Genomic DNA, 25,791 nt, shown 5'->3' with positions numbered 1-25,791 from the left:
GGCGATCCCCGGGGCTCAGGCAAACAGCCCGTGCAGGAACCAGCGGTATTCGCCGCCATCCTCCTGCCCGTCGCGCGTGGGGTGGCCCGGGCGCTCGCGATAGACCCAGCAGCGCAGCCCGTCGGCACGCTCGGCGATGAAGTAATCGCGCGTGGCCAGCCCGCCGTCCCACCAGCCGGCCTCGATCCGCTCGGGGCGCGTCAGCATGACCAGCGGGCCGTCGTACACCGGGCGGTGCTTGTGCACACGCAGCGACAGCGGCGCTTCCAGCAGCCACAGCGGACGTTCCGGTGGCGGCGCGCCGATGGCGGGCGCCCGCGCCGCGCCACGCGCGGGCGGCTCGTCCACCGGGCACCACTGGTTCGCGCGTTCGGGACGATGATCGGCCAGCGGGCGCGGCTGCAACACGTTGTCGCGGCCGAGGCGCGCCATCAGCGTGTCGAGCAGGCGGCCCAGCTCAGCAGGCTCCGCACCGGGCTCCGGGAACAGCGAATCGCTCTGCGGCACGCAGGTCTCCATCGCCTCCACGCGCAAGGCCAGGCCGCCCACGGGCGCATGAAAGCGGACCTTGTCCAGCTTTTCGCGCAGCAGCTTCGACAAGTGGGCCGCGTCGCGGCTCGGCTGCGCCAGCCCCAGCGGCACGAGCGTGCTGTCGGTGTCCTCGCCCAGCCGGTAGCGCTCGTGTTCCAGCACCAGCACGCAGCGCGTCACGCCGGCCTGTTGCGCGGCCAGCCAGCCCGAGAGGGCCAGCAGCAGCCGCTGCGCACCGGCCAGCACGCCCTCGGCCGACTCGATCCGGCCCGGCAGCTCCAACCGCTGCGCAAACGTCGGCGGCGCCTCGAACCATGCAAACCCGGTTGGCACCTTGCCATAGGCCTGGTCCAGCCGGTCCAGCAGTTCGGTGCCGATCCGGCGCGACAGTCCCGCGCGCGGCAAGCGGCGCACCTGCGCCAGCATGCGGCAGCCGACCCCCTCCAGCCATGCCGGATCGGCCAGCGTGTGCAGGCACTCCACCGGCAACCGGTCCAGCAGGCGCGTCATGCGCGTGGCGCTCACCGCCCGGCGCGCGGGCCGCACGATGCCACGCGGCCCGCGCCGCAGCGGCTGGCGCGCGAGCCACGCCGCACCCTGCGCGGTGGTGCCGCTGCCGATCTGCGCGAAGGTGCCCAGCTGGCGCACGCGGGCGCGGATGGCCCGGCACAGCGCGCGATGGCCACCAAACAGGCGCAGGCTGGCGGTCACGTCGAGCATGACGGTGGCAGCCTCCGGCTCGGGGTCGATCGTCACGGCCGGTGTGAAATGCAGCAACGTCAGCGCCACCGACGTCATCAACGCGGCCTCCGCCACGGGGTCGCGATCGAGCTGAACGACGTCCGCGGAGAGCGCCTGCACGCCGCCGCGCCGCATGCCGTAGCGCACGCCCAGCGCCATGGCCGGACCGTTGGCCAGCACCACGCGCTCGTGCTCCACCACCGCCACCGGCAGCGCCTGATGCAGCGTACCGGTGTCGGGGGCAGAGGGCGCGAAAGGCGCGGAGGGGGCGCCGGCGGCCTCAGGCCAGCTCGGTTGCAACGCGTCCAGCGACAGGCGCGGCAGGTGCACCGCGATCCAGTACGTAGGCCACGCCGGCATGGTCGTGAGCATGATCAGGCCCTGCCGCGACGGCAGGCGAAACAACGGGGGACACCGCGGGCGCGGCGGCACGTCCGGGCACGTGCGCCATGCCATCGAGCGGCAACAGCAGCGGCGTGTCCCGCACGGGGCCTCGCCGCTTATGGAAGACGATCGACATCACATTGCCGGGCAGCGGTGACAACGCCAGGCGCAGCATGGCTGGCGACGATTCATGCAGCACGCGCAGCGGACGCAACGCCCAGACGACCGTGTCGCCGGCCTGCGCCAGCACCTGCAGGCGGCGCAGCGCCTCCGGCCGCGCACCGGCCAGCCAGACCAGCACGGCGCCAAAGGCCTGGCTGCGCAGCATCTGCTCGGCCGCCCACAACATGTCCGTGCGCCGGGAGGCCAGCGTGGCCTCCGCCGAGGGCCGTACCCAATAGAGCTGACGCGCGGGCAGCCGGCCATCGGCCAGTCCGGCTGCATTGGGCAGGTACGGCGGATTGACCAGCCCCACGCGGCGTCCTGCGGCGGTCAGGGTGCGCAAGGCCGGCATCAGCAGGCGTAATTCCCCCGCGCCATCCTGCGCCAGCAGCAGTTCCGTCACCGCGCCAGTGGGCCAGCCGCCGCCGGGCAGTTCCGCCGTCAGCGCGCCATAGCCGGTCGGGCACACCGGCAGGCGGCCGGCACGGCCCAGCTGGCCGGCGCGCCACAGCCCGGGGTAGCGGTGTTCGAGCTCGCTGACCGCCGCCCGTCGCCCGGGTCCGGAGAGCGGGGTCGGCAGGGTCGATGGCGGCGATGGTGGCGATGGTGGCGATGGTGGCGATGGGGATGCGCGGTCCTCCGCCAGGAGCGGTGCGGCATGCGATAGCGCAGTCATTGGCGCGGTCATTGGTGATGCGGGAGGCTCGCGTCGAAAGGTAAAAGCCCATCGGCACGCGCGCTGGAAGTTTCTCGATACTGTATGTTTATACAGTATTGGCGCCGACGCAAGAGGGACACGCGCGATGTGGAACAGGCATTGCACAAAGCGAGCCGCGATGGATGGAACATCTTGCTTCCTCCCACTAAAGGGGGGCATCTGTCATGAAAATCCACAACAGATTGCAAACAAATGTCACGTCCGATTGTGTAGTCGAGGGCAGGTGCGGAAAAATGCACGCCTATGAAACGGAATACGCGCGAATGCGTGCATCTGCTGATTGCCGGTCTGCAGCGCGAGGGTCCGCTGCGACGCGATGCGCTGGCCGACACCAGCGGGCTCACGGCCGAGGAAACGACTCGTGCATTGAAGGCGGCGCGGCAGATGAGCGTCGTCGATCATGTGCCCTACGGCCCCGGCACCCTGCCCAACGCCGTGTTCTACCAGCTCACCGGCCGCGAACTGCCGCCCTCGCGCAAGAGCTCCCGCGTGCCACCGGCGCCTGACGACCGCTTCCAGCCGTTGCTGGATGCGTGGTGGCACAGCGACGACCTGGATCGCGCCTGACCGGCGCTCAGTCCACCGGCACTCTGCGCAGTGTGGACATGCCCTTGCCATGCTCGATGGCGTACAACTGCCGGCGTCCGGCATCGAAGGCGACGCCGCGAATCGACTGGAAGCTCTCCGCCACCACGCTGACCGTACCGTCGGGCGCAATCCGCCGGATCACGCCCTCCCGGCGGCCGGTGAACAGGTCCCCGTTCGGTGCCAGCGCAAACTGCGACGCGCAGGCGGCCAGCACCAACGCCGCCAGCATGGCCGGCAAGACGGAAGGCCAGCGGGGTTGGCGCGGCGTCATGCCTTCTGGATGGCTACCGATGCAACGGGGATTTCCGTGAGGGGGGCTTCCGCGCCGTGACAGGTCGCATAGTGATCGCAGCCCTCGCACGACGGCTCGGGACAGGGATGGATGTCCAGCCGCTCGCAGACGCGGTGATAGAAGAACTTCTTCCATTTCATGTCCGAGGTATTGGCTGCGAAAACCGGCTGGAAGACCTGCTCCAGCAACGTGGAGACATCGTGGCGGCCGGACAGGCCCATATCCTGCCAGAGATGCGTGTGGCCGAAGCACCCGGACGCCAGCGCATGCGCGGCCCAGCGGACCTCGGGGCCATGCCGGGCCGGCGTGTGGCCGTCTTCGAGCATCTCGACCAGGTCGGCGAATTCGCACGGCAAGGCGTCGGGGTCCTGCGGCGGTACATCGGGCTCCCAGCCCGCCTGGGCCGCACCGGGGAAACAGTGATCGAGCATCTGGCGGAATTCGGCCGGCGGCAGCCCGAGCCATTGCGCAAAGCGCGGCAGGCGCCCGGCGCAGGCGGTTTCCAGGACACCCGCCAGCGCCCGGGTCACGGGGTCGCCGGGGTGGGCGGCAAAGGCATCCAGCAGCAGCAATGAGCGGTTCATCGACGGGGACTTCCGGAACTCGGCGGGGATATTGTGAAAACGCGGTGCAAACGCGGCGCAAACCCGGTGTGAACATGGCGGGGACACCTCATATTCCTCGCGGCATCGTGGGTCCCGCCTCATCGCAATATATCGACGTATATAACGGTAGTCAAACGCGCATGAGACCTGTCATGCACTCGTCGTGGGTCGCGGCAAACGGGGCAACGAGAGCGGGCAAGGCAAGCGCTCCCCGACGCGCGGTAACACTTTCATCTCTGCGGAAAAAATCTGCATTTGACATTGCCCGGGTAGCGCATAGGCTGTCTCTGTATGCCTTCCGGACGACACATAGACCATGAGTGCCCCATGGCTGGCCCTGATGTTCGCATCCCTCCTTGCCCTGCCGCTCGCCGGCCGGGCGCAGGCGCCTGTCATCCCCGCTCCCCAGACCGACGCCATTCCCGCGTTCCAGCATGTCGATTCGATGGAAGCCCGCGTGCAGGGCTGCGTCACCTGCCACGGACAGAGCGGCCAGGGCACCAGTAACGGCTACTACCCGCGCATTGCCGGCAAACCCGCCGGCTATCTCTACAACCAGCTCGTTGCCTTCCGCGACGGCACCCGGCGTTATGCGCCGATGAACTACCTCGTCGCCTACCTGCCGGACCCGTACCTGAAGGAGATTGCCGAGTACTTTTCCAAGCAGCGCCCGCCCTTTGCCCCGGCCGAGCCGTCCGGCGCGCCAGCCGCCGCCGTGACGCGCGGCCAGACCCTTGTCACCACCGGCGACGGCAAGCAAGGCATCCCCGCCTGCGCGGCCTGCCACGGCACGGGACTCACCGGCATGGAGCCGGGCATTCCGGGACTGGTGGGACTGCGGCACGCCTACATCGTCGGCCAGCTCACGCGCTGGAGGGTGGGTGAGCGGCACGCGGCGGAGCCCGATTGCATGAAGCGCATCGCCTCGCGGCTATCCGACGCCGACATCGCGGCCGTGGCGGCATTCCTGTCGCAGCAGCCGCCGCCGAAGGACCCGTCGCCGGAATCGTCCAACCTCGTACGCATGCCGCTGGCGTGCGGCAGCCAGCGGTGATGCGGAGCAAGCCATGAAAGCGCGCGGGCTGTCCATCCTCCTCATCGGCATCGTGATCCTGGCGGTGGTGGTCGTGCTGGCCCTGCGGCAGACGCATCGCGGGCCGATCGGGAAGCCGGGGCCCGTCACGGCCGCGAGCGGTCCCGCAGCCAGGGGAGCCAGCGCATCCGGCGCGCTCAGCCCCGCCAGCCAGATCATCGTCAAGGGCGAATACCTGGCCCGCGCCGGCGACTGCGTGGCCTGCCACACCGAGCCCAACAACCCGCCGTTCGCAGGTGGCCGCGCCATGGCGACGCCCTTCGGCAACCTCTACGTCCCCAACATCACGCCCGACGACGAGACCGGCATCGGCCAATGGACCGCCGACGACTTCTACCGGATGATGCACAGCGGCGTCTCGCGCGACGGCACCCTGCTCTACCCGGCCATGCCGTTCGCCTCGTACACCAAGGTGACGCGCGAGGATTCGGATGCGATCTACGCCTACCTGATGTCCGTCACGCCGGTGAAGCGCAAGAACCATCCGCACGAGTTGCGCTTCCCGTTCAACAAGCGCGAACTGCTGATTGGCTGGCGCACGCTCTACTTCAGGGAGGGCGAGTTCCAGCCCGACCCGAAACAGTCGGTGCAGTGGAACCGGGGCGCCTACCTGGTGGAGGGCCTCGGTCACTGCGCGATGTGCCACACGGCCATCAACGCGCTGGGCGGCTCCAGCGAGTCGAAGGAGTTCGAGGGCGGGATGATTCCGAACCAGAACTGGTACGCACCGTCGCTCACGTCGAACCGCGAGGCCGGGCTGGGCAACTGGCCGCTCCAGGACATCGTCGACCTGCTGCAGGTGGGCGTCTCCCACCGCGCCACCGTCTACGGCCCGATGGCGGAAGTCGTCTACAACAGCCTGCAGTACATGAGCGACGAGGATGTGCAGGCGATGGCCGTCTACCTGAAGGCCCTGCCGCAACGCGACACCGAACCGCCGCCGCCCACCCAGGAGCATCTGGTGCAGCCGGCCGTGATGGAGGCCGGGCGCAAGATCTACCAGCAGCAATGCGCGATGTGCCACGCCGAGGACGGCAAGGGCCATCCGCCGTCGTTCCCGCCGCTGGCGGGCAACCAGTCGATCACGATGTCGTCGCCGGTCAACGCGATCCGCATGGTGCTCAACGGCGGCTACGCGCCGGGCACGCAGAAAAACCCGCGTCCGCACGGCATGCCGCCCTTCTCGCACATCCTCAACGACGAACAGGCCGCCGCCGTGGTGACCTACATCCGCGTGGCCTGGGGCAATACCGGCACGCCGGTGGCACCGCCACAGGTCAACGAACTACGCAAGCTCCTCCCCGAGTAGCCGCCATGCCAGATCCGCTGCATCCGATGCATCACGACGAACCGCCTCCGGCAGACCACGACGTGCACCGCGTGGTGAGCGGCGGCCCCACCGGCACCTTTGCCGTGGCCGGCGTGGCCACCGCCATCGTCGTACTGATCTACCTGGCTTTCTACTTCGGCGTGTATGCGCAGCGGGGGCTGATCCAGTGAACGCCACCTCGTCAACGCCGGCCACGCCCGACGGTCACCACGCCGAAGCGGTCGCCGTCGCGGCGGAGCGGCGATGGGCCGTGGTCGTGGCGATCATCATCGCCGTGATCATCCTCCTGATGATCTTCGCCGGCGTGCACTGGGCGTCGATGCCGCCATCGCGCGTGGAGACGGTGAACGTGAGGACGCTGCACCTGGAGGGGGAATTCGTCGAGGGCAACCTCGGCACCGCGGTCGACAGCGACGGCAAGGTGACGGTGCGCCTGGTGGCGCAGCAATACTCCTTCGAGCCGCAGTGCATCGTGGTGCCGCAAGGCGTGCCCGTGACATTCCGGGGCACCAGCGCCGACGCCATCCACGGCTTCATCGTCGGCACCACCAATGCCAACACCATGCTGGTTCCCGGCTTCGTGGCCACCTTCACCACGACCTTCCCGCGCGCTGGCGAGCAGTTGATGCCGTGCCACGAGTACTGCGGCATCGGCCACGAGGCGATGTGGGCGAAGGTGCAGGTCCTGCCGCGCGAGGATTTCATGGAGCGTGCCCGCCACGCGGAAAGGATGACCTGTGTTCCTCGCTAGAAAGCTCGTCCTCGCGCATTTCTGGGTGGCCTTCGTAGCCTTCCTCGGCGCCATCCTGCTCGGCGAGTGGCAAATGTTCATCCGCAGTCCGCTGTCGACGTGGGTCAACAATCCCGAGCACTACTACCGGTCCGTCACGGCGCACGGCACGGTCATGGCCTACGTGCTGCCCACGCTGGTGGCGATGGGCTTCGGCTATGCCATCTGCGAACTCGGCCTGAAGCGTCCGCTCGTCGGCCTGCGCTGGGCGTGGGCCGGCTTCTGGCTGGTCATCGCCGGCACCGTGCTCGCGGCGGCGACGATGGGGCTGGGCAAGGCGTCGGTCCTCTATACCTTCTATCCGCCGATGATCGGCAGCCCCTTCTACTACCTTGGCGTGGTCCTGGTGGTGGTCGGCTCGTGGATCTGGGTGGCGCTGATGGCGGTCAACCTGCGTGCCTGGCGGCGCGAAAACCCCGGCGCCACGGTGCCGCTCGCGGTGTACGGCACGGTGGCCGGCGCCTACCTGTGGGCGTGGACGTCGCTCGGCGCGGCCATCGAGGTGCTCGTGCTGATCCTGCCGGCCTCGCTCGGCCTGACCGACACCATCAACGCCGGCCTAGCCCGCGTGTTCTTCTCGTGGACGCTGCACGCCATCGTCTACTTCTGGCTCGTTCCCGCCTACGTCGCCTTCTACGCCATCGTCCCGCGCGCCATCGGCGGCAGGCTCTACAGCGACACCATGGGCCGCGTGGCCTTCGCGCTGTTCCTCGTGTTCTCGATGCCCATCGGCATCCACCACCTGTTCGCCGATCCGCAGGTCGGATCGGGCTTCAAGTTCGTCCACGCGGCCATGACGGCGATGGTGTCGGTGCCGACGCTGCTGACCGTCTTCACCATCGTCGCCTCGGTGGAAATCGCGGCCCGCCTGCGCGGCGGCAGCGGCGCCTTCGGCTGGCTGCGCGCGCTGCCGTGGCATAACCCGATGATGCTGGCGGTGACGTTCTCCTTCTTCATGCTCGGCCTCGGCGGCGCGGGCGGCATCATCAACATGAGCTACCAGCTCAACGAGTCCATCCACAACACGCAGTGGGTCACGGGGCATTTCCACCTGATCTTCGGCGGCGCCATCGTCATCATGTACATGGCGCTCGCCTACGACCTCTGGCCGCAGCTGACCGGGCGCGGCCCCCTGCCGGCCGCGCTGATGCGGCTCCAGCTCTGGCTCTGGTTCCTCGGCATGCTGGTGCTTTCACTGCCGTGGCACTGGGTTGGCCTGCTCGGCATGCCGCGTCGCATGGCCTACTACGACTACAGCCATCCGGACCTGCACCCGCAGGCCTGGACCGTGACCGCCTCCACCTTCGGGGGACTGGCGATGGTGATCTCGGCCATCCTCTTCGTTTACATCCTCGCCGCCGCCCATCGCGCCCCCGTCGGCACGCCGGCGCCTTATACCTTCAGCGAAACCATCCACCCCGGCGGACGCCCGCCCGCGGTCCTTAACGGTTTCGCCCTGTGGGTCGTGATGATGATCGCCCTGACACTGGTCAACTACGGCTACCCCATCGTCCAGCTTGCCGTGCTGGAAAACGCCTCGGTGCCGATCGTGCCGATCGGCAGCCGCTGATCCGCCGCGGCCACCGTCACCGGATACCCGCAATGTCCGAGCAACCCAACTCCTCTCTCGGCGGCAAGTGCGTGCTGGCGCTGGTCGTGCTGACCGTCGTGATGGGGCTGGTCGGCTTCATCTGGCTGCCATCGGTGCAGGGCGATTTCAGCGCGCGCGGGCTGTGGGACGCCATCTGCCGCGCCGCCGGCGTCCCCACGAACTGGAGCGAGGGCGACAAGGCGCGCGCGGGCCATATCGCCACCAACGTCGTGCTCGACCGAGGCATGGCCCGCGCCGGCTCGGCGGATGTGGTCGGACGCGGCGCCACGCTGGCGCTGAACAACTGCACGATGTGCCACGGCGCGCGCGGGATGACAGCCTCCAACGCGCCGAACCTCGCCGGCCAGTACCCGGAAGTCATCATCAAGCAACTGAATGACTACAAGTCCGGCAAGCGCGGCAGCTCCATCATGGAGACGCTGGCCCGCAGGCTGTCGGACCGCGACATCGCCGACCTCGCCGCGTACTACGCCTCGCTGCCCAAGGCGCGCACCGCCCCCACCACCTACGATGAATCCCTGCCCGCGCTGGTGCGCGTGGGCGATCCGCTGCGCAATATCGCACCGTGTATCTCGTGCCATGGCGGGGTCGACCAGAAGTTCGGCGCGCCCTGGCTGGAAGGGATGCCGCACGACTACCTGACCACCGAACTACGGGCGTTCCGCAATGGATCGCGGGCCAATGATGCGGAGGGGCAGATGCGGAACATGGCGCGCGCGATGACCGACAAGGAAATCGAGGAGGTCGCGGGGTTCTATGCGCGAAAGGCTGCGGCGGAGGGGCACTAACACTGGCCCTTGCGCAGGAACCCCACACTGCGCACGCGCAGAGAGGGGAATCGGAAGGATGCCGGCCGCCTCCGCACCAGGCAGGGCCAGGCGGGAGGCGCCGGCGAGGACCTGCTACTGCCGCCGGTATGTCGCCTGCATGATTTGCATCCATTCGCCGTTGTCACCCTGCATGAACGAAGTCAGCGTGCGGGTGTTGTCGTCCTGGAACGCGATCACGTCACGGTATCTGGCGCTCTTGCCCGCCACCACATTGCCCTCCGGCGTGAAGGCCGGGCCGTCGGCGCGCAACGTCAGCGTGCGGCCATCGGCCTCCAGGTCGCCTTCGTAGACCCACATGTGCGTCATCATCGAGCCGACAAACGTGCCGACGAAATGCTTGCGGGCCGGGTCGTAGCCGAGTGTCATCACGGTGGTCGACAGCCCGCACCCGGGCATTTCGCCTTCGGCGCGACACTGCACCCAGACGTCGCCAATCAGGCTCACCTGCTCCGGGATCCTCCACTTCTCGGGCTCGGTCCCCGGGCCCATTTGCGCTTGCCCTTCCCCGATCCATTTGCCCGCCAGCTTCTGCAGCCAGCGATGTTCGTTGGTCGTTTCGGTCTTCATGCGATGGTCTCCTGTGTGCCGCTGATCGATTTGTGTACAGCGTACACAAAAGCTTAGGAGACGAGGTCCGATGTGTCCAGCGCCAACCCCGCAAAAACCGGCGACATGACAGAAATGTCATGAAACCGGCTGCCAGGACTGTCAGCAGATGGCGGGAGGATGGCGGTAGAAAAGTCGGCGAGTATCTAGAGGCGCTATCAAAATGAAGCGAATAGCGGTTCTGGCTAGGCGCGCGGCCGCAGACAGTACAAGTGGTACGGCAAGCGAATGTGGCAACCCCGGCAACGACGCCAGAATCATTTTGATAGTGCCTCTTATTGCGGCAGCCGGACTTTCGGCACGATGAACTGGTTACCCGGCGCCCGCATGACGTCGCACTGGGCCTCGCCCGTGCGCGACTCGCCGGCCTGGGTCACGAACTCGACGTTGCCGACCACGCTGTACACGTCTTCCGCCACGCGGCGCGTGGTGCCCCGGATCCAGCGGAAATGCCCGGGGTTCGGCAGTGCGGCCTTGACCGCATTCATGCAGGCGACGGGCGCCTCGGGGGCTTCGGGCTTGCCGCCGCGCTGGCCCAGTTCGATGTTGACGGGGGCATCGGCGGCGGATGCCGTGGCCGTGGCGGCTGTGGCTGGAATCGCGACGGCAATCGCGATCACCGGCAAGGTCATGGCAGCCAGCGCCGCCAGCACGCGGCGCGCTTGGGTCGGCAATGTCATGAGGAAAACTCCGGGGGTAAAAAAACGGCCGGCACACGTGAAGCGTGCCGGCCGGGCGCTATTGTACTGCGGCCATCAGACGGACATGTCCCTGGCTTCCGGCTTGTGGTCGTCAAACCAGCGGTAGAGCACCGGCACCATCACCAGCGTCAGCAACGTCGATGTGATCAGGCCGCCGATCACCACCACGGCCAGCGGGCGCTGCACCTCGGAACCGGGGCCCGACGAGAACAGGAACGGCACCAGGCCCAGCATGGCAATCGTCGCCGTCATCATCACCGGGCGGAAGCGCTGCGTCGCGCCCCGCACCACCGCATTGCGCAGCGACATGCCGGATTCCCGCAGCGTGCGGATGTACGACACCAGCACCACTCCGTTCAGCACCGCCATGCCCCACAGCGCGATAAAGCCCACCGACGCCGGCACGGAGAGATATTCGCCCGTGACGAACAGCCCGATGATCCCGCCGATCGATGCGAACGGCAGCACCGTGATGATCAGCGTGGCATAGCGCAACGAGTTGAACAGCAGGAACAGCAGGAAGAAGATCGCGGCGATGGTGATCGGCACGATGATCTTCAGGTGGCCCATGGCGCGCTCCATGTTCTGGAACTGGCCGCCCCACTCGAAGTAATACCCCTCGGGCAGCTTGACCTTGCTCTCGGTCGCGCTCTGCAGCTCGGCCACAAAGCCACCCAGGTCGCGATCCTTCACGTTGATCATCACCACCACGCGCCGCTTGGCCATTTCCCGGCTGATCTGCGCCGGACCGTCGCTCACCTCGATCTTCGCCACGCTCTGCAGCGGCACTTGCACGCCGTCCGGCGCGGGCACCAGCAACTGGCGGATGGCCTGCACGTTGTCGCGGAAGTCCTCCGGCAGGCGCACGGCGGCCGCAAAGCGCCGCTCGCCTTCGAAGATGTCCGTGGCGCGCTTGCCGCCGATGGCGATCTCGATGATGTCGTGGATATCCGAAACGTTCAGCCCGTAGCGCGCAATCGCCTGGCGGTCGATTTCGATCGACAGGTATTGCTGCCCGGAAATCCGCTCGATCCGGATGTCCTGCGACCCCTGGATACCACCCGCCACGCGGGCGATCTCGCCAGCCAGGTCGCGCAGCTTGTCGAGGTCGTCGCCGAAGATCTTCACGGCCACGTCGGACCGCACGCCACTGACCATCTCGTCCACGCGATCGGAGATCGGTTGCGCCATCACGATCTGCACGCCCGGAATGGCCTTGAGCTTCTCGCGGATGGCGTTGGCGATGTCGTCCTGCGTCCAGCCGTCGGGCCACTCGTCGCGGTCCTTCAGGCTGGCGATCGGCGTGGACTCGTTCTGGCCCTGCGGATCGGCCGGGCTCTCGCCGCGACCCACACCGGACACCACCGACTTCACGCCGGGCACTTCCAGCACCAGCTTGTTGGCTTGCTTCTCAAGCTTGATCGATTCCTCCAGCGAGATATTCGGCACGCGGTCGATCGCCGGCACGATGGAGCCTTCCTTCATCTCCGGGATGAACGACGTCCCCAGCAGCGGCACGATCAGCAGCGTGGCGATGAACACCCCCACCGCCGACAGCACGGTCTTCTTGCTGTTGGCCAGCGCCCAGTGCAGCATGCGCAGGTAGTGGCGCTTCATGAACGCGATCAGGCGCGTGTCATGCTCCGCACCGCCCTTGAGCAGGTACGACGACAACACCGGCGAGAGCGTCAGCGACAGGAACAGCGAGATCGCCAGCGCAATCGAGATCGTGAAGGCCAGCGGGGCGAACATCTTGCCTTCCATGCCGGAGAGCGTCATCAGCGGCAGGAACACCAGGATGATGATGCCCACGCCCACGATCACCGGCGTAGCCACCTCCTGCACCGCCTTGACCAGGATCTCCGTCCTGGTGAGCCCGCTCTTGTCGGCATGCCCCAGCCGCTCGAACGCGTTTTCCACGACCACCACGGACCCGTCCACCATCAGGCCGATGGCGATGGCCAGCCCCCCCAGTGACATCAGGTTGGCGGACAGCCCCATCCTGTTCATCACGATGAAGGTCAGCAATGGCGTCAGCACCAGCGTGGCCAGCACGATCACCGACGAGCGCACGTCCCCGAGGAACAGGAACAGCACGATCACCACCAGCACCACGCCTTCCAGCAGCACCTTGGTCACCGTCCACAATGCCGAGTCCACCAGCTCGCTGCGGTCGTAGTACGGCACGATCTGCAGCTTGCCGGGCAGCATGCCGCGATCGTTAATCTCGGCCACGCGGGCCTTCACACGGCTCACCACTTCCTTCGCATTGCCGCCGCGCATCATCATGACGATGCCGCCCACGGCCTCCGTCTCGCCATTCTTGACCAGCGCGCCCTGCCGGACCTCATGGCCGATGGTGACCTGCGCCACGTCGCGCAGATAGACCGGCGTGCCGTCGATCTCCTTCAGCACGATGCTGCCCAGGTCGTCGACGCCACGTGCCAGGCCCACCCCGCGAATGAGGTATTGCTCCGCGTAGTGCGGCAGCACGCCGCCGCCGGAGTTGGCGTTGTTGCGCGCCATGGCCTGGTAGACCTGCTGGATGTTGACGCCGTAGTGGCGCATCCGCTCCGGGTTGACCAGTGCCTGATACTGCCGCACGTAGCCACCCTGCGAGTTGATTTCCGCCACGCCCGGGATCGAGCGCAGCAGCGGACGCACCACCCAGTCCTGCGCGATGCGGCGCTCGGCCAGCTCTTCCTGCGTGAGTTCGCGACTACCGTCGTCGACGCGGTCCAGCGTGTACTGGTAGACCTCGCCCAGGCCCGTGGAAACGGGCCCGAGCACCGGCGTCACGTCCTGCGGCATGCGGCCGGAGACCTCGATCAGCCGCTCCATGACCAGCTGCCGCGCAAAGTAGACGTCGGTCTTGTCGGTGAACACCAGCGTGATCAGCGACAGGCCCGCCTTGTTCAGCGAGCGCATTTCCTCCAGGCCGGGCAGGCCCGTCATGGACATTTCGATCGGTACGGTGACAAAGCGCTCGACCTCTTCCGGCGAGCGCCCCGTGGCTTCCGTGGCGATCTGCACCTGGACGTTGGTCACGTCCGGGAACGCATCGACCGACAGCTTGCCGGCGGCGCGCAGACCGAAGAAAAACAGCACCACGGCAATCACGCACACCACCAGCCGCTGCTTGATCGCGGCTTCAACCAGGGATGTCATCATGGCCGATTACCCCTGTTCCAGGCGCTTGCGCTCGTTGTCCAGGTGGAAGGCGCCCTCCACGACCACGCGGTCGCCGGGCTTGATGCCACCCTGCACCACGCGCATGCCGTCGCTCTCGGCGCCCAGCTTCACCTTGGTGAGCCGGTACTGGCCATCCGTCGTTTCCACGTACACCTGCTCGTCGTTGCCGTCGCGCACCACCGCGGATTCCGGCACCACCAGCTGATCCACCGGCTGGCCGGCAATCAGCATGCTGGCCAGCATGGCGGGTTTCAGGCGGCCGTCCTTGTTCTCGACCTCGGTGCGGACCAGCACCGTGCGCGATTGCGGGTTCACCGTGCGGCCCACGTAGATCAGCTTGCCGGTGATCGGGTCCGCGCCGTTGCCCAGCGATGGCACCTCGATGTCCACCTTCTGGCCTTCGGCCACCTGCGCGGCCTGCTGCTCGGGCACCTCGGCCACCACCCACACGCGCGACAGGTCCGCCACGGTGTACAGCGCGTCGGCCGGCTGCACCACCTGGCCCTGCGCCACATTGCGCTCCACCACGGTGCCCTGGATGCTGGAAAACACCGGCGAGTAGGAATCGATGCTGCCGTTCCTGGCCAGCGCGGAGACCGCCGCCGCCGACATGCCCAGCACGCGCAGCTGATCGCGGTACGCACGCATCTCGGCGGCGGCAATCGCGTACTCGCTCTCGCGCCGCTGCAGTTCGCCACGGCCGATCACATCGGCGGCAAACAGCTGGCGTGCGCGTTCGGCATTGCGCGCCTGCAGTTCGTTCTGGGCCTCGGCCTTCAGGAACGCCATCTGCGCGGCGCCCAGTTCGCTGCTGTGCAGGCGGGCGAGCACCTGGCCGGCCTTGACCTCCTGGCCGAGCACGGCATAGAGATCGGTCACGCGGCCGGTGACGCTGGCGCCGATGCGCGACACGCGTTGTTCGTCGAAATCGATCCGGCCCGCCACGCGCAGCATCTCGCTGAACGGGGACGTGGCCACGGGCGCCACCTTGAGCGTGCGCTGCAGGTTGGCCTCCGGCTTGACGATGCCCGGTGGCAGCTTGGGCGGCTCGGCGGCCGGCGCGGGATCTTTGGAGCAAGCGGCCACGGACATCAGCATGACCGCGGCGGCTGTGAGGGAAAGCAGGAAGTGGGGGCGCATGATCAGTTCGGATTCGGGGAGACGGGCAGCGACGGCGCGGGGCCGGCAGGCGTGCCGGGCGCGGTCGACATCAGCTTTTCAATCTGGATGGCGGCGACTTGCTGCTCGTACTGCGCGGCAATCAGTTCGCTGCGGGCATTGCGCAGCACCCGCTGCGCATCGAGATAGTCGAGAATCCCGCGCTCGCCAAAGCGGTACGCGGCCTCGGCCACGCCCAGCGCGGACTCGGCCTCGCGGACGATGCCGGATTCCAGCGCGGTGACCTGGGCTTGCGTGATCTCGTACTGGCGGTACGCGGTTTCCAGCTCCTGCGCGAGTTCGAACTCGCGGGCTTCCAGCGCGGTGCGGGCCTGCGTGGCCTGCGCGGTCGCCTCGCCCACCGGGCCGCTGCGGCGGTCCCACAGCGGGATTGTCATCACCAGGCCGATCTGCGAGACGTTGTTATCCGGTTGCCGATCCGTGCTGGCGCGGACCGCCACCTCGGGCCAGCGCAGCGAGCGCTGGTAGTCCACGCCCAGTCGGGCGCGCTCCAGCTCCATGCGTCGCTGGTTCAGTTCGGCATTGCCCGCCTGCATGGTGTCCCGCAGGATCGGCAACGGCGGCACCTCGGGCGCACGGCCCAGGTTGCCGGCGAGGCCAAAGTGGGCGGGCATGCCGCCGCCCACCTGCTGGCGGAGCGTGGCCTTGGCCTGGTCGACGCGCAACTCGGCCGTCTGCTGCGTCTTCTGCGCGGCCAGCAGCTCGGTCTCGGCCTTGATCAGCTCATAGCGCGGCGCCTCGCCCACTTCCACCCGCACTTTCGCGCGCTCCTGGATCTGGCGCATCAGCGTCAGGTCTTCCTTCGCCGCGGCCAGCTCGGTCTCGCGGCGCAGCACCTGGTAGTAGGACATCTTCACGCGCGCGGCCAGATCGCTGCGGAAGCTCTGGCGCAGCGCCTCGGAGGCCTCCAGCCCGCGCCCGGCCATTGCTTCGCGCAGGTTGCGCTGCTGCGGGTAGTCGAACTTCTGGACGATGGCATACGACGGCGCGTTGCCGCTGGTCACGCCCGGCTGCTTGCCGGAGAGCCGCCCATACATCACCTCCACCTGCGGATTGGGATACGCGCGCGCGCTGGTGATGGCGGCGGTGGCGGCATCGACATTGGCCTGCGCGGCATCGACGCCCTTGTTGGTGGACTGGGCCAGCGACAGCAACTGGTGCAGGTCGAACGTTTCGGCGGCCGGCGTCACCGCCCGGGGCGGCGTGGCGGGGCGCGCGGGCGCGGTCGTCGGAGCTACGGCAGGGGCGGCGCGGGTCACCGGGGTGGCCGGGGCGCCGCCTGGCGCGGGCTGCGCGGCCCAGGCCGGCGCCGCCACAAACGACAGCGACGCGACCCAAGTCAGCGTTTTATTGGTCTTCATGTCGGAAAAAGTCGAGCGATACGGCTGCCCGACGCCACCACGACGGCCATGCCGCACGGCCGGCAGGAACCGGCAGGGATGGCAGGCATCAGCCCGTGACGGCAAAGGTCACGGACACGCGGGGGCGCTCAGGGGCAATGAGGACGATCCGCCGGGTGGTCAGGCCACGCGGCGGATGCCGGAACGGTCAGGCGAGGAGATTGGGCGGCCGGAACAGGGCTTCGGGCTGGGGCGCACTGCGCCCCGGGAGCACTTGCGCCACGTCTTCGACAGACTGGGCAAGCTTCAGCGTGGGAACGTCGAACAGCGCACTGGACTCTTCGATTTCGTCGAGCAGGTCCAGCGGGTCGAGCAGATCGGCCGACCAGATATTGCAGTAGCCGGGCGGCGGGCCATTATCGGCCAGCGCGTCGGCATCCGGGTCCAGGCCGCCGTCGCCGGGCAGCACGATCTGCGAGAGATCGTCGCCGGTGGCCAGCATGGCGTAGTCCGGTGCGGCGTCCACCGTCACGATCGCCTCCACGGCCTGCGGTGCAGCCGCGCGCACGTTCGCCGCCGCCGAAAACGACAGCGCGGACAGGCACAAGGCAGTCAGCAGGAAGAGGAGGAAACGCATCAAATCGGGGGCGGATGACGGGGTGCGGCGCATGCCGCAGCACATGGGCGAAATTCGCGTGATCGTTTCGTAACGCTCACGCCAGCTGGATTGCTGCGGTACAGCATTGTAACCGAACGCAACAATTGACCGGTCAGCGGGCGGGGAGTTCCGCATCCAGATGCGTGACAGGAGCGGCGGGGCTCGGCCGAATCGACCGGCGCCAGTGGGTTGGCCGGCGAGGATTCCGAGGCCGCTGGCATGGAAGCCGGCGATGCCGGCCTCTCGCGTCGACCGATGCGCATTGGACCGCAACGATCCCGCCACCGATAATGGCCGGCCGCACACATATCCAACCCTTCTCACGATCCCTCCCGCATGCCGAGCGTCACTCCCCGCCGACTGAGCCGTCTGAACCGTCTCGCCGCCTGCCTGTGCCTGGTCCTGTCTCCGCTGGCCCGGGCCAGCGACATCAGCTGCGAGCCACCGCCCGCCACGTGCACCGGCGCGGCCGCCAGCACGCCGGCATGCGCGCCCCGCCCTGCCGAGCGCCTGATTTGTGATCATGCCCTGCTGTCGATGGGCTATGCGCGCATCTATGCGGACCAGCAACGCCTGCTCAAGACCGGCGCCGTCTCCGACGCCGAGATCGCCACATTCCGCAAGAAGCGCGACGCCTGCACGACGCTCGATTGCCTGGACACGGTGTTTTCCGACTGGAAGCGATTGGCGGCGGAACGCAAGGCAGCCGCGCGCCGATAGCTCCACCCGCACACCCCATCGCCACCCGCCGATGCGTCGATAAGCCGCCTGTCTTGGCGCGACGACTATTGGCACTGCCTATGAAGCCGATAACGGATCGGTCTTGGACGCTATCGCTCGAATCCCGCATGATCGGACCATTGGTTTTTTCCCCGCAATGGAGCTCTCCATGAAGTCCGCCCTCCTCGCCCTCTGCGGCGCGGCCTCCCTTCTCGCCTCGCTCTCCGCCATCGCCGGCCCCGATTTTGCCGTGATCGAACGTGCCCGCGCCGAGGCCCAGCATCGTCACGCCCGGGCCCAGCAACCCGCCTGCGACGTCACCGCCACCAGCGCGCCCCAGGCGGCCCCCGTCAAGGCCAGCTAAGCGGCAATCCTCCGCCGCCCGCCGCGCCCTCGGCGGCGACATGCGTCCTGCGCGCCAACCTCATCGATAATGCGTTTCGACACGACCATCGGACTTCCGGTGGCCGGCGCCGACATCGCACGATCATTCGGGAGCCACGGCTCTCGTCACGAGGAGACACCGCATGACCCGTACCGTCGCCGAAAAGCGCGCCGCCTTTCGCGCCCTGCATGCCGCCGGCTGTTTCGTGCTGCCGAATCCCTGGGATGTCGGCAGCGCGCTGTACCTGCAAACGCTCGGCTTCCAGGCCTTGGCCACGACAAGTTCCGGCCTCGCCTGGTCCGTGGGACATGCTGACAACAGCTTGTCCCGCGATGCCGTCCTGGCGCACCTTCGCGAGATCGTCGCGGCCACGGACCTGCCTGTCAACGCGGACTTCGAGAATGGCTTCGGTGCCGATGCCGCGGGCGTGGCGGAGAGCGTCGCGCTGGCGATCGATACCGGCGTGGCGGGGCTCTCCATCGAGGATTCGACCGGCGACGCCGCCGATCCGCTTTTCCCCATCGACGTCGCCGTGGAACGGCTCAAGGCTGCGCGTCGCGCCATCGACGCAGCAGGTGGCGATACCTTGCTGGTAGGCCGTGCGGAGAATTTCTTTGCCGGCCGCCCCGATCTTGACGACACCATCCGGCGACTCCAGGCCTACGCGGCCGCCGGGGCCGATTGCCTGTATGCGCCGGGCATCAAGACGCGCGAACAGATTGCGGCCGTGGTGGCGGCCGTGGCGCCGAAACCGGTCAACCTGCTGATCGGGTCCACATCGGACCTCACGCTGGAAGACGTCGCCGCACTTGGCGTGCGCCGGATCAGCGTGGGCGGCGCGTTGGCACGATCGGCCTGGGGAGGATTCATGCGCGCCGCACAGTCGCTCGCGCTTGGCCGCTTCGATGGCTTCGAGGGCGCGGCGGCAGGTGCCGAGCTCAACGGTCTCTTCCGCGACCGCGCGTGATCTACGGCGCGTGATCTACGACGCGTGTTCGGCGCCCTGGCTGGCATCCGCCACGAAATCGATAAAGCGCCGGACGCGCACCGGGATCTGGGTGCGGTGCGGGTAATACATATAGAGGCCGATATTGTTGCTGTCGTACGCCTTCAGGATCGACACCAGCCGGCCCGCCGCCAGATGGTCGTGCACCATATAGGCCGATAGCTGCCCGATGCCCATGCCCGCGCGCACGGCATCGATCTCGGTCTCCACGTCGTTGAAGGTCACCACGGCGGGCACGTCCCGGAACACCAGGTCGCCGTCGATACTCAGCTCCCACGGCACCATGCGGCCCGTCGCCGGCCGGCGGAACCCGGTGCAGGCATGCTTGCCCAGATCGTCGATCGTCTTCGGCTCGCCGTGCCGCGCCAGGTATTCGGGCGACGCGCAGATGATCAGCGGCAGATCGCGCAGCCGCCTCGCCACGAGGTTCTGGCCGGGACTGGTGCCGGCGCGAAAGCCGACATCGATCTTGGCCTCCACGAGATCGGTGAAGAGATCGCTCAGCACCAGGTCGAAGCTGATGCCCGGATACTGCTCGCGAAACGCCTTCATCATCGGCACCAGCAACCGGCTGCCCACGGACGGCGGCGCCGTCAGGCGGATCATGCCGTCGAACTCGCTGCGGGCGGTGCGGACCTGCTCCAGTGCCTCGTCGAGTTGCCGCAGGCCGGGGTCGGCCAGTTCGAACAGCCGCGCGCCCTCATAGGTCAGGCTCAGCTTGCGGGTGGTCCGGTGCAGCAGCCGCACGCCGAGGTCTTCCTCGAGCGTACGCACCGCCTTGCTGACGGCCTGCGGCGTGATGCCGGCATCGACGGCAGCTTGCGCAAAGCTCTTCGCGCGCACCACTCCCAGAAACAGCGTCAGCACCCGGGCCTTGTCCATGATTTGCAACCAGCGGTTGTGAATAAGGCAGGATAGTACGCCGGGCGTCCCGAATGACGGAAGCGACATTGGCTCCGTATGCGATGTGGCCGAAAACCACGCCTCCGGGCCAACAAGTTGGCCAATGCGGGACCGCAACGATAAGATTGCGCCACCTGGCCCCGAGAGCGTCACCATCGAGCCCCATCGGCGGCACCAGGAACCGGTAGCACTGGCCGGCAGTTCTCCCACTGACCGCGCCAGGCCGCCAGATAAAAACACGATAAAACGGGTAGGTCAGATGATTTCACGTACCACAGAGCGGCCGCGCCAGCGCGGCAGGATTACCTATTGGCTGATGGCGGGCGTACTGGCGCTGGCGGGATGCGTCACCGACGATCCCGACGTCACGACTGCCCCCGCCGCGGCGGCCCCTGCTGGCCCCTCGGGCCCGGCGGCCCAATACCGGGTTTCCGGCAGTATCAGCGGGCTGGCCGGCACCGGCCTCGTGCTACAGAACAACGCTGGCGATGACCTTCCCGTCAGCGCGAATGGCCGGTTCACCTTTGCCACGTCGCTGGCAGCGGGCGCGACCTATGCCGTGACCATCAAGACGCCGCCCTCGGCACCGTTGCAGCGGTGCACGGTGGCGTCGGGCACCGGCGCCGTGTCCAGCGCGGACGTGACCAACGTGCTCGTGACCTGCGTGCCGATCTCGACGCGCTTTGCCTATGTTGCCGGGTACTCGGGCCTGCAAGTCGCGGCGTACTCGGTCGACCTTGCGCACACGACGATCAACGCCGTCGCCGGATCCCCCTACGCGGACGGCAACACGCCATACGGTGTCGCCATCCATCCGTCGGGCAATTTCGTCTACTTTTCCAAGGCCAACACCGGCGGGCTCTCGGCCTACCGCATCGACGCCGCGACGGGCGGGCTCACGCCGGTGGCGGGGTCGCCGTTCGCGCAGCCAGTATCGCTCTCGGTGACATTCGACCCGAGCGGAAAGTATCTGATCTCGGCCAACAAGAACACCAACAACGTCTCCGTCTACGCGGTCGATCCGGTCTCGGGCGTGCCAGCCGAGGTCGCCGGCTCACCGTTCGCAGCGGGAAGCAACCCCGTCCATGTCACGACAGACCCGCAAGGCCGCTTCGTCTATGTCGCCAACTCAGGGGCCAACAATATCAGCGTGTTCACGCTGAACCCGGCCACGGGGAGCCTGAGTCCGGTTGCGGGTTCGCCCTTCGCGGCAGGAACGTCGCCGCTCGCGGTAGTCATCACCCCATCCGGCAAATATGCCTATGTGACCAACTTCGCCAGTCAAACCGTGTCGATGTACGCCGTGGACACGCTGACCGGCGCGCTGGCAACCCTGGGCACGACGGCAACGGGCTCCTCGCCCCGACACGCCGCGGTGGATTCGCGCGGCAAATTCTTCTTTGTCATCAATCAGGGCAGCGGGACTATCTCGACGCACCAGATCGATCCCGCCACCGGCCTGCTCTCAGCACAGGTGACGACGCCGTCCGGCGGTGCCCAGCCGCTGCATATCGTGGCCGATCCCGGCGCGGATGCGCTGTACGTGACCGACTACACGAACCAGTTTCTGTCGATCCTGACCTACGACCCGGCTACCGGCGCGCTGTCCCAGATCGCCGGATCCCCGTTTTCGCTGGGCATCTCCCCGACGGGCATGGCATTGCTCGCGCGATAACACCGGCGTGTCGGACCTGGCGGGAAAGATTGATCCGCGACGTCCGGCCGCCCCGCGCCCCTGACACCCTTCACCCTTCCGCAAAAAAAAACGCCGCGGCCATCTGGCTGCGGCGTGTCAATTTGCCGATCTCAGGCGGCACCCACATGCCGCCTCATGCACCCACTTCAGGCTCCGATCGGCTTGCCTTCCTTGTGGCGGATGACGACCGTCGACGAGCGCGCCGGCAGGTCGGCACTCGGCCATTTGTCGTTCGGATGCTGGATGTTCACGAAGAACGTCGTCAGGTCCGGCGTGTAGGCGATCCCGGTGATCTCGCAACCGTGCGGCCCCACCAGGAAGCGCTTGACCTCGCGCGTTTCCTGATCCACGTAGTGCATCGAGTTGGCGCCGAAGATGTTGGTGACGCTGGTGCCCGTGCCGGCGTCCGTCTGCACCCACAGGCGGCCCTTCGGGTCCACGCGAATGCCGTCCGGGCTGGAGAACGTGTCGCCCACCATGTTGCCCTTCAGGTTGGCCGCCGCGATGGACGGGTCACCGGCCAGCAGCAGGATTTCCCACTTGAAGCTCATGGCCAGCGGCGAATTGCCGTCTTCCACCCAGCGGACGATGTGGCCGTGCGAGTTGTTCACGCGCGGGTTGGCGGCATCGGTCACCTGGCGGCCGCCGTTGTTGGTCAGCGTGCAATAGATGCGCTTGTCCACGCCCACCGTGATCCACTCCGGGCGATCCATCAGCGTACCGCCGGCCACGCGCGCGGCGGCCTTGGTGTTGACCAGCACATCGGCCTGCGTGTTGAACGCGATGGCGACCGGCGCCGTCGCGCCCTGCGTAAAGTTGCCCGGGTCCATGGCCGTCGGCGTCAGGCCATTCTTCCCCTGCGTCAGTTCCACCCAGTTGCCGCTGCCGTCGGCATTGAACTTCGCCACGTACAGCGTGCCGGTGTCCAGCAGGTTGGCGTTGTTCATGCGATTGGTGGCATCGAACGCGGCGCTGGGGATGAACTTGTAGATGCAGCCCGGCGTGCCGTCGTCGCCCATGTAGAAGGCCACGCGATTGCTGGCATCGGTCATGAACGCGGTGTTCTCGTGGTCGAAGCGGCCCATCGCGGTGCGCTTGACCGGCGTGCCGGTCTGCTGGAACGGGTCGATTTCCACCACCCAGCCGTAGCCTTCGTCGGCGTTGGTCGGGTCCAGGTAATTGTCCGTCGTTTCTTCGCAGGTCAGGTACGTGCCCCACGGCGTATAGCCGCTGGAGCAGTTGTTGAGCGTGCCGACAACGGTGGCGCCGACCGCGCTGGCCGCCGGGCCGGACACGCGGTACAGCGTATTGCCGGTGTAGCGCTTGTTGTAGGTGGAGTTCTTCTTGACCTGCCACTTGCCGGCGGTCAGTTCGATCTCGATCACCGACACGCCCACCGACGACAGCGCGATGCGCTTTTGCTCGGCCGTGGCAGTGGCGGCGTCATAGGTGCCGCCGGGGAACAGGATGGCGCCGTCCATGGCTTCATGGTTCATGACCAGCAGGCCGCCCTTCTGCGGATCCACGCCGGGGATCTCGAAGTAGTGCATGCCGTCGTGATTGCCGCCGGCCTGGCGCTCGGTCTCGGCCGACGACTGGAACGCGCCCTTGTAGCCGGCGGAACCGGCTTCCACCGGATCGCCCGCGGAGAACAGCACGTCGTACGAATAGTTGGCCGGCAGCGTCACCGTGTCGGCGGTGACCTTGTCCGCCACGGGCGTGAAGCCGACGCTGTAGTTCAGCGGCTGGGCCGGCGTGGTGCCAGGCGTCGTGCCGGGCGTGGTGGACGGCGTGTTGTCGTCGCCACCGCCGCAGGCAGCCAGCATGCCGCCGCCAAACGCCGACAGCAGGGACAGGCCCAGGCCGCCGCGCAGCACGCTGCGGCGGGCCGGATTGGCCGCGACGATTTCCTCCAGCGTCTGACCCGGAACGGTGACGACGCCCTGTGCCTCGCGGCGCGGGGCGCGAAGCTTATCTGTGATGTACGACATGAGTAGAGACCTCCAGTTATGGGGAGCCACCGTTTGGTTTGTTGACGACGTCGGTGGTGTACTTGCCGGCCCAGATACTAGAGAGATCACATGACGGTTTCGTTACATCCTGTACGGATGAAGAAACATTGAAATCGCAGATGGATGGAAGACATTTCAACGCGCATGCGCCGCGCGTGCTGGCGTCATGCGGGTGCGCAAGTGTCAGCGCAAAAGATGACCGTGCGGTGTCAGGATGGCTGGTTGCAGCGGGTTCCTGCCACCGGCGTCCGTCACTCCATCGAAATCCGCGCGGCGAATCCGAGCAGCACGGCCGAGAACGACCACCGCTGCACCGCCTGCGCGCGGGGATGGCCGCGCAGCCACGACGACAGCCGCACGGCGCCGAACACGCAGGCCAGGTCGAAGGCCAGACCCATCGCCACCAGCACCACACCCAGTTCCAGCACCTGCAACCAGACGGCGCCGGCGTGCGGATCGATGAACTGCGGCAGCAGCACGGAACAGAACAGCAGCGCCTTGGGATTGAGGACGCTGCTGAGCACGCCCTTGGCCGCCGACGTACGCAGCGGCGGCGCGGCGCCGGCCTGACCATCGCCGGCAGCCAGCCCGAAGCCGGGACTGCGCAGGATCTGGACGGCCACGTAGGCCAGGTACAGCGCGCCGCCGATGCGAATGCCGTGATACAGCCAGGGCGCGGCCTTCAGGAGCGCCGCCACGCCGCAAGCGGACAAGGTGACATGCGCCGTGCGCGCCAGCGCCAGCCCGATGGCCGTCGCCACGCCGTGCCGCGTGCCGTGCGCGGTGCTGGTCTGCAGCACCAGGGCCATGTCCGGCCCCGGCAGGGCATACACCACGGCCAGCGCGCCGATAAACGTGATCAGAAGGTGAATGGAAACCACAGGTAGCCTCGTCGTATCGACATCATCGAGACTTCCATGATCGTGCAGGCGCCGGAGCGTTTTCCGGCGAAATCGGGGACGCCAGCGCCGGTGGCTGGCGGATTCCCCTCAGAGCAGCGGCAGTCCGGTGTCGGGCTTGACCTCCCGCAGGCTGAGCACCGATTCCACGGACGTCACGCCCGGCAAGGTCCGCAGGACATCGCGCATGAACGTGCCGTAATCCTCCAGATCCCGCGCCACGATGGTCAGCACGTAGTCGGCCGTACCGGTCACGTTATGGCACGACACAATCCGTGGAATGGCCTGGATCTCGCGTTCGAAGCGATCCGACAGCTCGCGGTCGTGCACGCCAAACCGGACCTGCGTGAAGGCCAGCAAGCCCAGTTCGAGCTTGCCGCGCGACAGCGTCGCCCGGTAGCCCTCGATATAGCCTTCCGCTTCCAGCCGCTTCAGCCGCCGCGCGCACGGCGTTTCGCTCAGGCCAACGGATTCGGCCAGGCTCGCATTGGTAATGCGCCCGTCTTTCTGTACCGCCAGCAGGATTTCCCGATCGATGCGATCCAGCGCCATATGCAATGTCCCTGATTTCACTGCGCAGAGGGTATCGCATTCGCCCTCGCGGCACGCACCACAGTCATGTGGCAGGCCATCCGTATTCGCGCAACTGGTTACCTGCGTGTGGCAAAAATCATACGGCCCAGAAAAACCACCCAGTGCATTCCCGGATAAGGCACGGAGATTCAGGCAAATCGGGAATATGTCATCTTTAGCCTATTGAAGTCGTCTATGCGGGCGGCTATGGTTCTGCGATAAATATTTTCCACGGCAATATATGT

25 protein-coding genes are annotated in these 25,791 nt (G+C 67.3%); 11 read left to right on the top strand and 14 right to left on the bottom strand.

Features of this window, described 5'->3' with window-relative positions:
- Positions 1-15 precede the first annotated feature (15 nt).
- Complete coding sequence (locus BLR29_RS14645) at positions 16-1,644, bottom strand: Y-family DNA polymerase (protein ID WP_255371242.1); 1,629 nt, start codon at positions 1,642-1,644, stop codon at positions 16-18.
- The gene (gene imuA / locus BLR29_RS14640) at positions 1,553-2,494 is read right to left on the bottom strand and encodes a translesion DNA synthesis-associated protein ImuA (RefSeq protein ID WP_092137714.1); all 942 of its coding nucleotides are present in this window, start codon (positions 2,492-2,494) and stop codon (positions 1,553-1,555) included. Before imuA ends, BLR29_RS14645 begins: the two co-directional genes overlap by 92 nt.
- A 285-nt stretch (positions 2,495-2,779) precedes the next feature.
- On the opposite strand from imuA, the gene BLR29_RS14635 reads away from it, so the two are divergent.
- Positions 2,780-3,103, top strand: coding sequence for a hypothetical protein (locus tag BLR29_RS14635; protein WP_092137713.1), 324 nt, complete (start codon positions 2,780-2,782; stop codon positions 3,101-3,103).
- Between the two features lie 7 nt (positions 3,104-3,110).
- Here BLR29_RS14635 and BLR29_RS14630 read toward each other — a convergent pair whose 3' ends face one another.
- Together BLR29_RS14630 and BLR29_RS14625 are read right to left on the bottom strand one after the other, a co-directional pair.
- Positions 3,111-3,395 carry an SMP-30/gluconolactonase/LRE family protein gene (locus BLR29_RS14630; RefSeq protein ID WP_092137712.1) on the bottom strand — a complete coding sequence of 95 codons (285 nt, stop codon included), beginning with the start codon at positions 3,393-3,395 and terminating at the stop codon, positions 3,111-3,113.
- Positions 3,392-4,000, bottom strand: a complete 609-nt coding sequence (locus BLR29_RS14625) for a nitrogen fixation protein NifQ (RefSeq protein ID WP_092137711.1) — start codon at positions 3,998-4,000, stop codon at positions 3,392-3,394. The genes BLR29_RS14630 and BLR29_RS14625 overlap by 4 nt, the downstream gene beginning before the upstream one ends.
- Before the next feature lie 337 nt (positions 4,001-4,337).
- Here BLR29_RS14625 and BLR29_RS14620 point away from each other — a divergent pair, with 337 nt between their 5' ends.
- The 6 genes from BLR29_RS14620 to BLR29_RS14595 are packed head-to-tail and all read left to right on the top strand — an operon-like array spanning position 4,338 to position 9,634.
- The gene (locus tag BLR29_RS14620; protein ID WP_092137710.1) at positions 4,338-5,075 is read left to right on the top strand and encodes a c-type cytochrome; all 738 of its coding nucleotides are present in this window, start codon (positions 4,338-4,340) and stop codon (positions 5,073-5,075) included.
- A 13-nt stretch (positions 5,076-5,088) separates the two neighbouring features.
- Complete coding sequence (locus BLR29_RS14615) at positions 5,089-6,423, top strand: c-type cytochrome (protein ID WP_092137709.1); 1,335 nt, start codon at positions 5,089-5,091, stop codon at positions 6,421-6,423.
- A 5-nt stretch (positions 6,424-6,428) separates the two neighbouring features.
- Positions 6,429-6,614 (top strand): hypothetical protein, encoded by a 186-nt coding sequence (locus BLR29_RS14610; RefSeq protein WP_092137708.1) that lies wholly within the window; start codon positions 6,429-6,431, stop codon positions 6,612-6,614.
- Positions 6,611-7,195 carry a cupredoxin domain-containing protein gene (locus tag BLR29_RS14605; protein ID WP_092137707.1) on the top strand — a complete coding sequence of 195 codons (585 nt, stop codon included), beginning with the start codon at positions 6,611-6,613 and terminating at the stop codon, positions 7,193-7,195. The genes BLR29_RS14610 and BLR29_RS14605 overlap by 4 nt, the downstream gene beginning before the upstream one ends.
- Entirely contained in the window at positions 7,182-8,804 is a 1,623-nt protein-coding gene (locus BLR29_RS14600; RefSeq protein WP_092137706.1) for a cbb3-type cytochrome c oxidase subunit I, read from the top strand. Before BLR29_RS14605 ends, BLR29_RS14600 begins: the two co-directional genes overlap by 14 nt.
- A 32-nt stretch (positions 8,805-8,836) precedes the next feature.
- Positions 8,837-9,634 carry a c-type cytochrome gene (locus BLR29_RS14595; RefSeq protein ID WP_092137705.1) on the top strand — a complete coding sequence of 266 codons (798 nt, stop codon included), beginning with the start codon at positions 8,837-8,839 and terminating at the stop codon, positions 9,632-9,634.
- A 114-nt stretch (positions 9,635-9,748) separates the two neighbouring features.
- Here BLR29_RS14595 and BLR29_RS14590 read toward each other — a convergent pair whose 3' ends face one another.
- The 6 genes from BLR29_RS14590 to BLR29_RS14565 all read right to left on the bottom strand — a co-directional run bounded on the left by BLR29_RS14590 (position 9,749) and on the right by BLR29_RS14565 (position 17,331).
- Entirely contained in the window at positions 9,749-10,243 is a 495-nt protein-coding gene (locus BLR29_RS14590) for a DUF1579 domain-containing protein (protein ID WP_092137704.1), read from the bottom strand.
- 314 nt (positions 10,244-10,557) lie between these two features.
- The gene (locus tag BLR29_RS14585) at positions 10,558-10,962 is read right to left on the bottom strand and encodes a DUF2880 domain-containing protein (RefSeq protein WP_255371241.1); all 405 of its coding nucleotides are present in this window, start codon (positions 10,960-10,962) and stop codon (positions 10,558-10,560) included.
- Between the two features lie 75 nt (positions 10,963-11,037).
- Positions 11,038-14,154 (bottom strand): efflux RND transporter permease subunit, encoded by a 3,117-nt coding sequence (locus tag BLR29_RS14580; protein WP_092137703.1) that lies wholly within the window; start codon positions 14,152-14,154, stop codon positions 11,038-11,040.
- 6 nt (positions 14,155-14,160) lie between these two features.
- The gene (locus tag BLR29_RS14575) at positions 14,161-15,315 is read right to left on the bottom strand and encodes an efflux RND transporter periplasmic adaptor subunit (RefSeq protein ID WP_092137702.1); all 1,155 of its coding nucleotides are present in this window, start codon (positions 15,313-15,315) and stop codon (positions 14,161-14,163) included.
- Between the two features lie 2 nt (positions 15,316-15,317).
- Entirely contained in the window at positions 15,318-16,715 is a 1,398-nt protein-coding gene (locus BLR29_RS14570; RefSeq protein WP_092137701.1) for a TolC family protein, read from the bottom strand.
- Between the two features lie 187 nt (positions 16,716-16,902).
- The gene (locus BLR29_RS14565) at positions 16,903-17,331 is read right to left on the bottom strand and encodes an auxiliary protein of the heavy metal cation-transporting efflux system HmyCBA (RefSeq protein ID WP_092137824.1); all 429 of its coding nucleotides are present in this window, start codon (positions 17,329-17,331) and stop codon (positions 16,903-16,905) included.
- Between the two features lie 357 nt (positions 17,332-17,688).
- Here BLR29_RS14565 and BLR29_RS14560 point away from each other — a divergent pair, with 357 nt between their 5' ends.
- The 3 genes from BLR29_RS14560 to BLR29_RS14550 all read left to right on the top strand — a co-directional run bounded on the left by BLR29_RS14560 (position 17,689) and on the right by BLR29_RS14550 (position 19,424).
- Positions 17,689-18,072 (top strand): hypothetical protein, encoded by a 384-nt coding sequence (locus tag BLR29_RS14560; RefSeq protein WP_255371240.1) that lies wholly within the window; start codon positions 17,689-17,691, stop codon positions 18,070-18,072.
- A gap of 169 nt (positions 18,073-18,241) precedes the next feature.
- Positions 18,242-18,436, top strand: coding sequence for a hypothetical protein (locus BLR29_RS14555; protein ID WP_092137700.1), 195 nt, complete (start codon positions 18,242-18,244; stop codon positions 18,434-18,436).
- A gap of 163 nt (positions 18,437-18,599) precedes the next feature.
- Positions 18,600-19,424 (top strand): isocitrate lyase/PEP mutase family protein, encoded by an 825-nt coding sequence (locus BLR29_RS14550; protein WP_092137699.1) that lies wholly within the window; start codon positions 18,600-18,602, stop codon positions 19,422-19,424.
- Between the two features lie 15 nt (positions 19,425-19,439).
- Here the strand turns inward: BLR29_RS14550 and BLR29_RS14545 are convergent, their stop codons facing one another.
- Positions 19,440-20,345, bottom strand: a complete 906-nt coding sequence (locus BLR29_RS14545; RefSeq protein ID WP_092137698.1) for a LysR family transcriptional regulator — start codon at positions 20,343-20,345, stop codon at positions 19,440-19,442.
- Positions 20,346-20,625: 280 nt separating this feature from the next.
- Between BLR29_RS14545 and BLR29_RS14540 the strand changes: the two genes are divergently transcribed.
- Positions 20,626-22,041 carry a lactonase family protein gene (locus BLR29_RS14540; protein ID WP_176860955.1) on the top strand — a complete coding sequence of 472 codons (1,416 nt, stop codon included), beginning with the start codon at positions 20,626-20,628 and terminating at the stop codon, positions 22,039-22,041.
- 167 nt (positions 22,042-22,208) lie between these two features.
- Here BLR29_RS14540 and BLR29_RS14535 read toward each other — a convergent pair whose 3' ends face one another.
- From BLR29_RS14535 to BLR29_RS14525, 3 genes are all read right to left on the bottom strand, one after another.
- A complete protein-coding gene (locus tag BLR29_RS14535; protein WP_092137696.1) occupies positions 22,209-24,053 on the bottom strand; it encodes a PhoX family protein in 1,845 nt (614 codons plus the stop codon).
- A 272-nt stretch (positions 24,054-24,325) separates the two neighbouring features.
- Positions 24,326-24,955: a LysE family translocator gene (locus BLR29_RS14530; RefSeq protein ID WP_092137695.1), complete on the bottom strand. Its 630-nt coding sequence runs from the start codon at positions 24,953-24,955 to the stop codon at positions 24,326-24,328.
- Positions 24,956-25,063: 108 nt separating this feature from the next.
- Positions 25,064-25,525, bottom strand: a complete 462-nt coding sequence (locus BLR29_RS14525) for an Lrp/AsnC family transcriptional regulator (RefSeq protein WP_092137694.1) — start codon at positions 25,523-25,525, stop codon at positions 25,064-25,066.
- Between the last annotated feature and the right edge of the window lie 266 nt (positions 25,526-25,791).

It is taken from the genome of Cupriavidus sp. YR651, assembly GCF_900101625.1.
Lineage (GTDB): Bacteria > Pseudomonadota > Gammaproteobacteria > Burkholderiales > Burkholderiaceae > Cupriavidus.
Note: the sequence above shows the minus strand (reverse complement) of the source record. Positions and strands in the feature narration are given on the sequence as shown.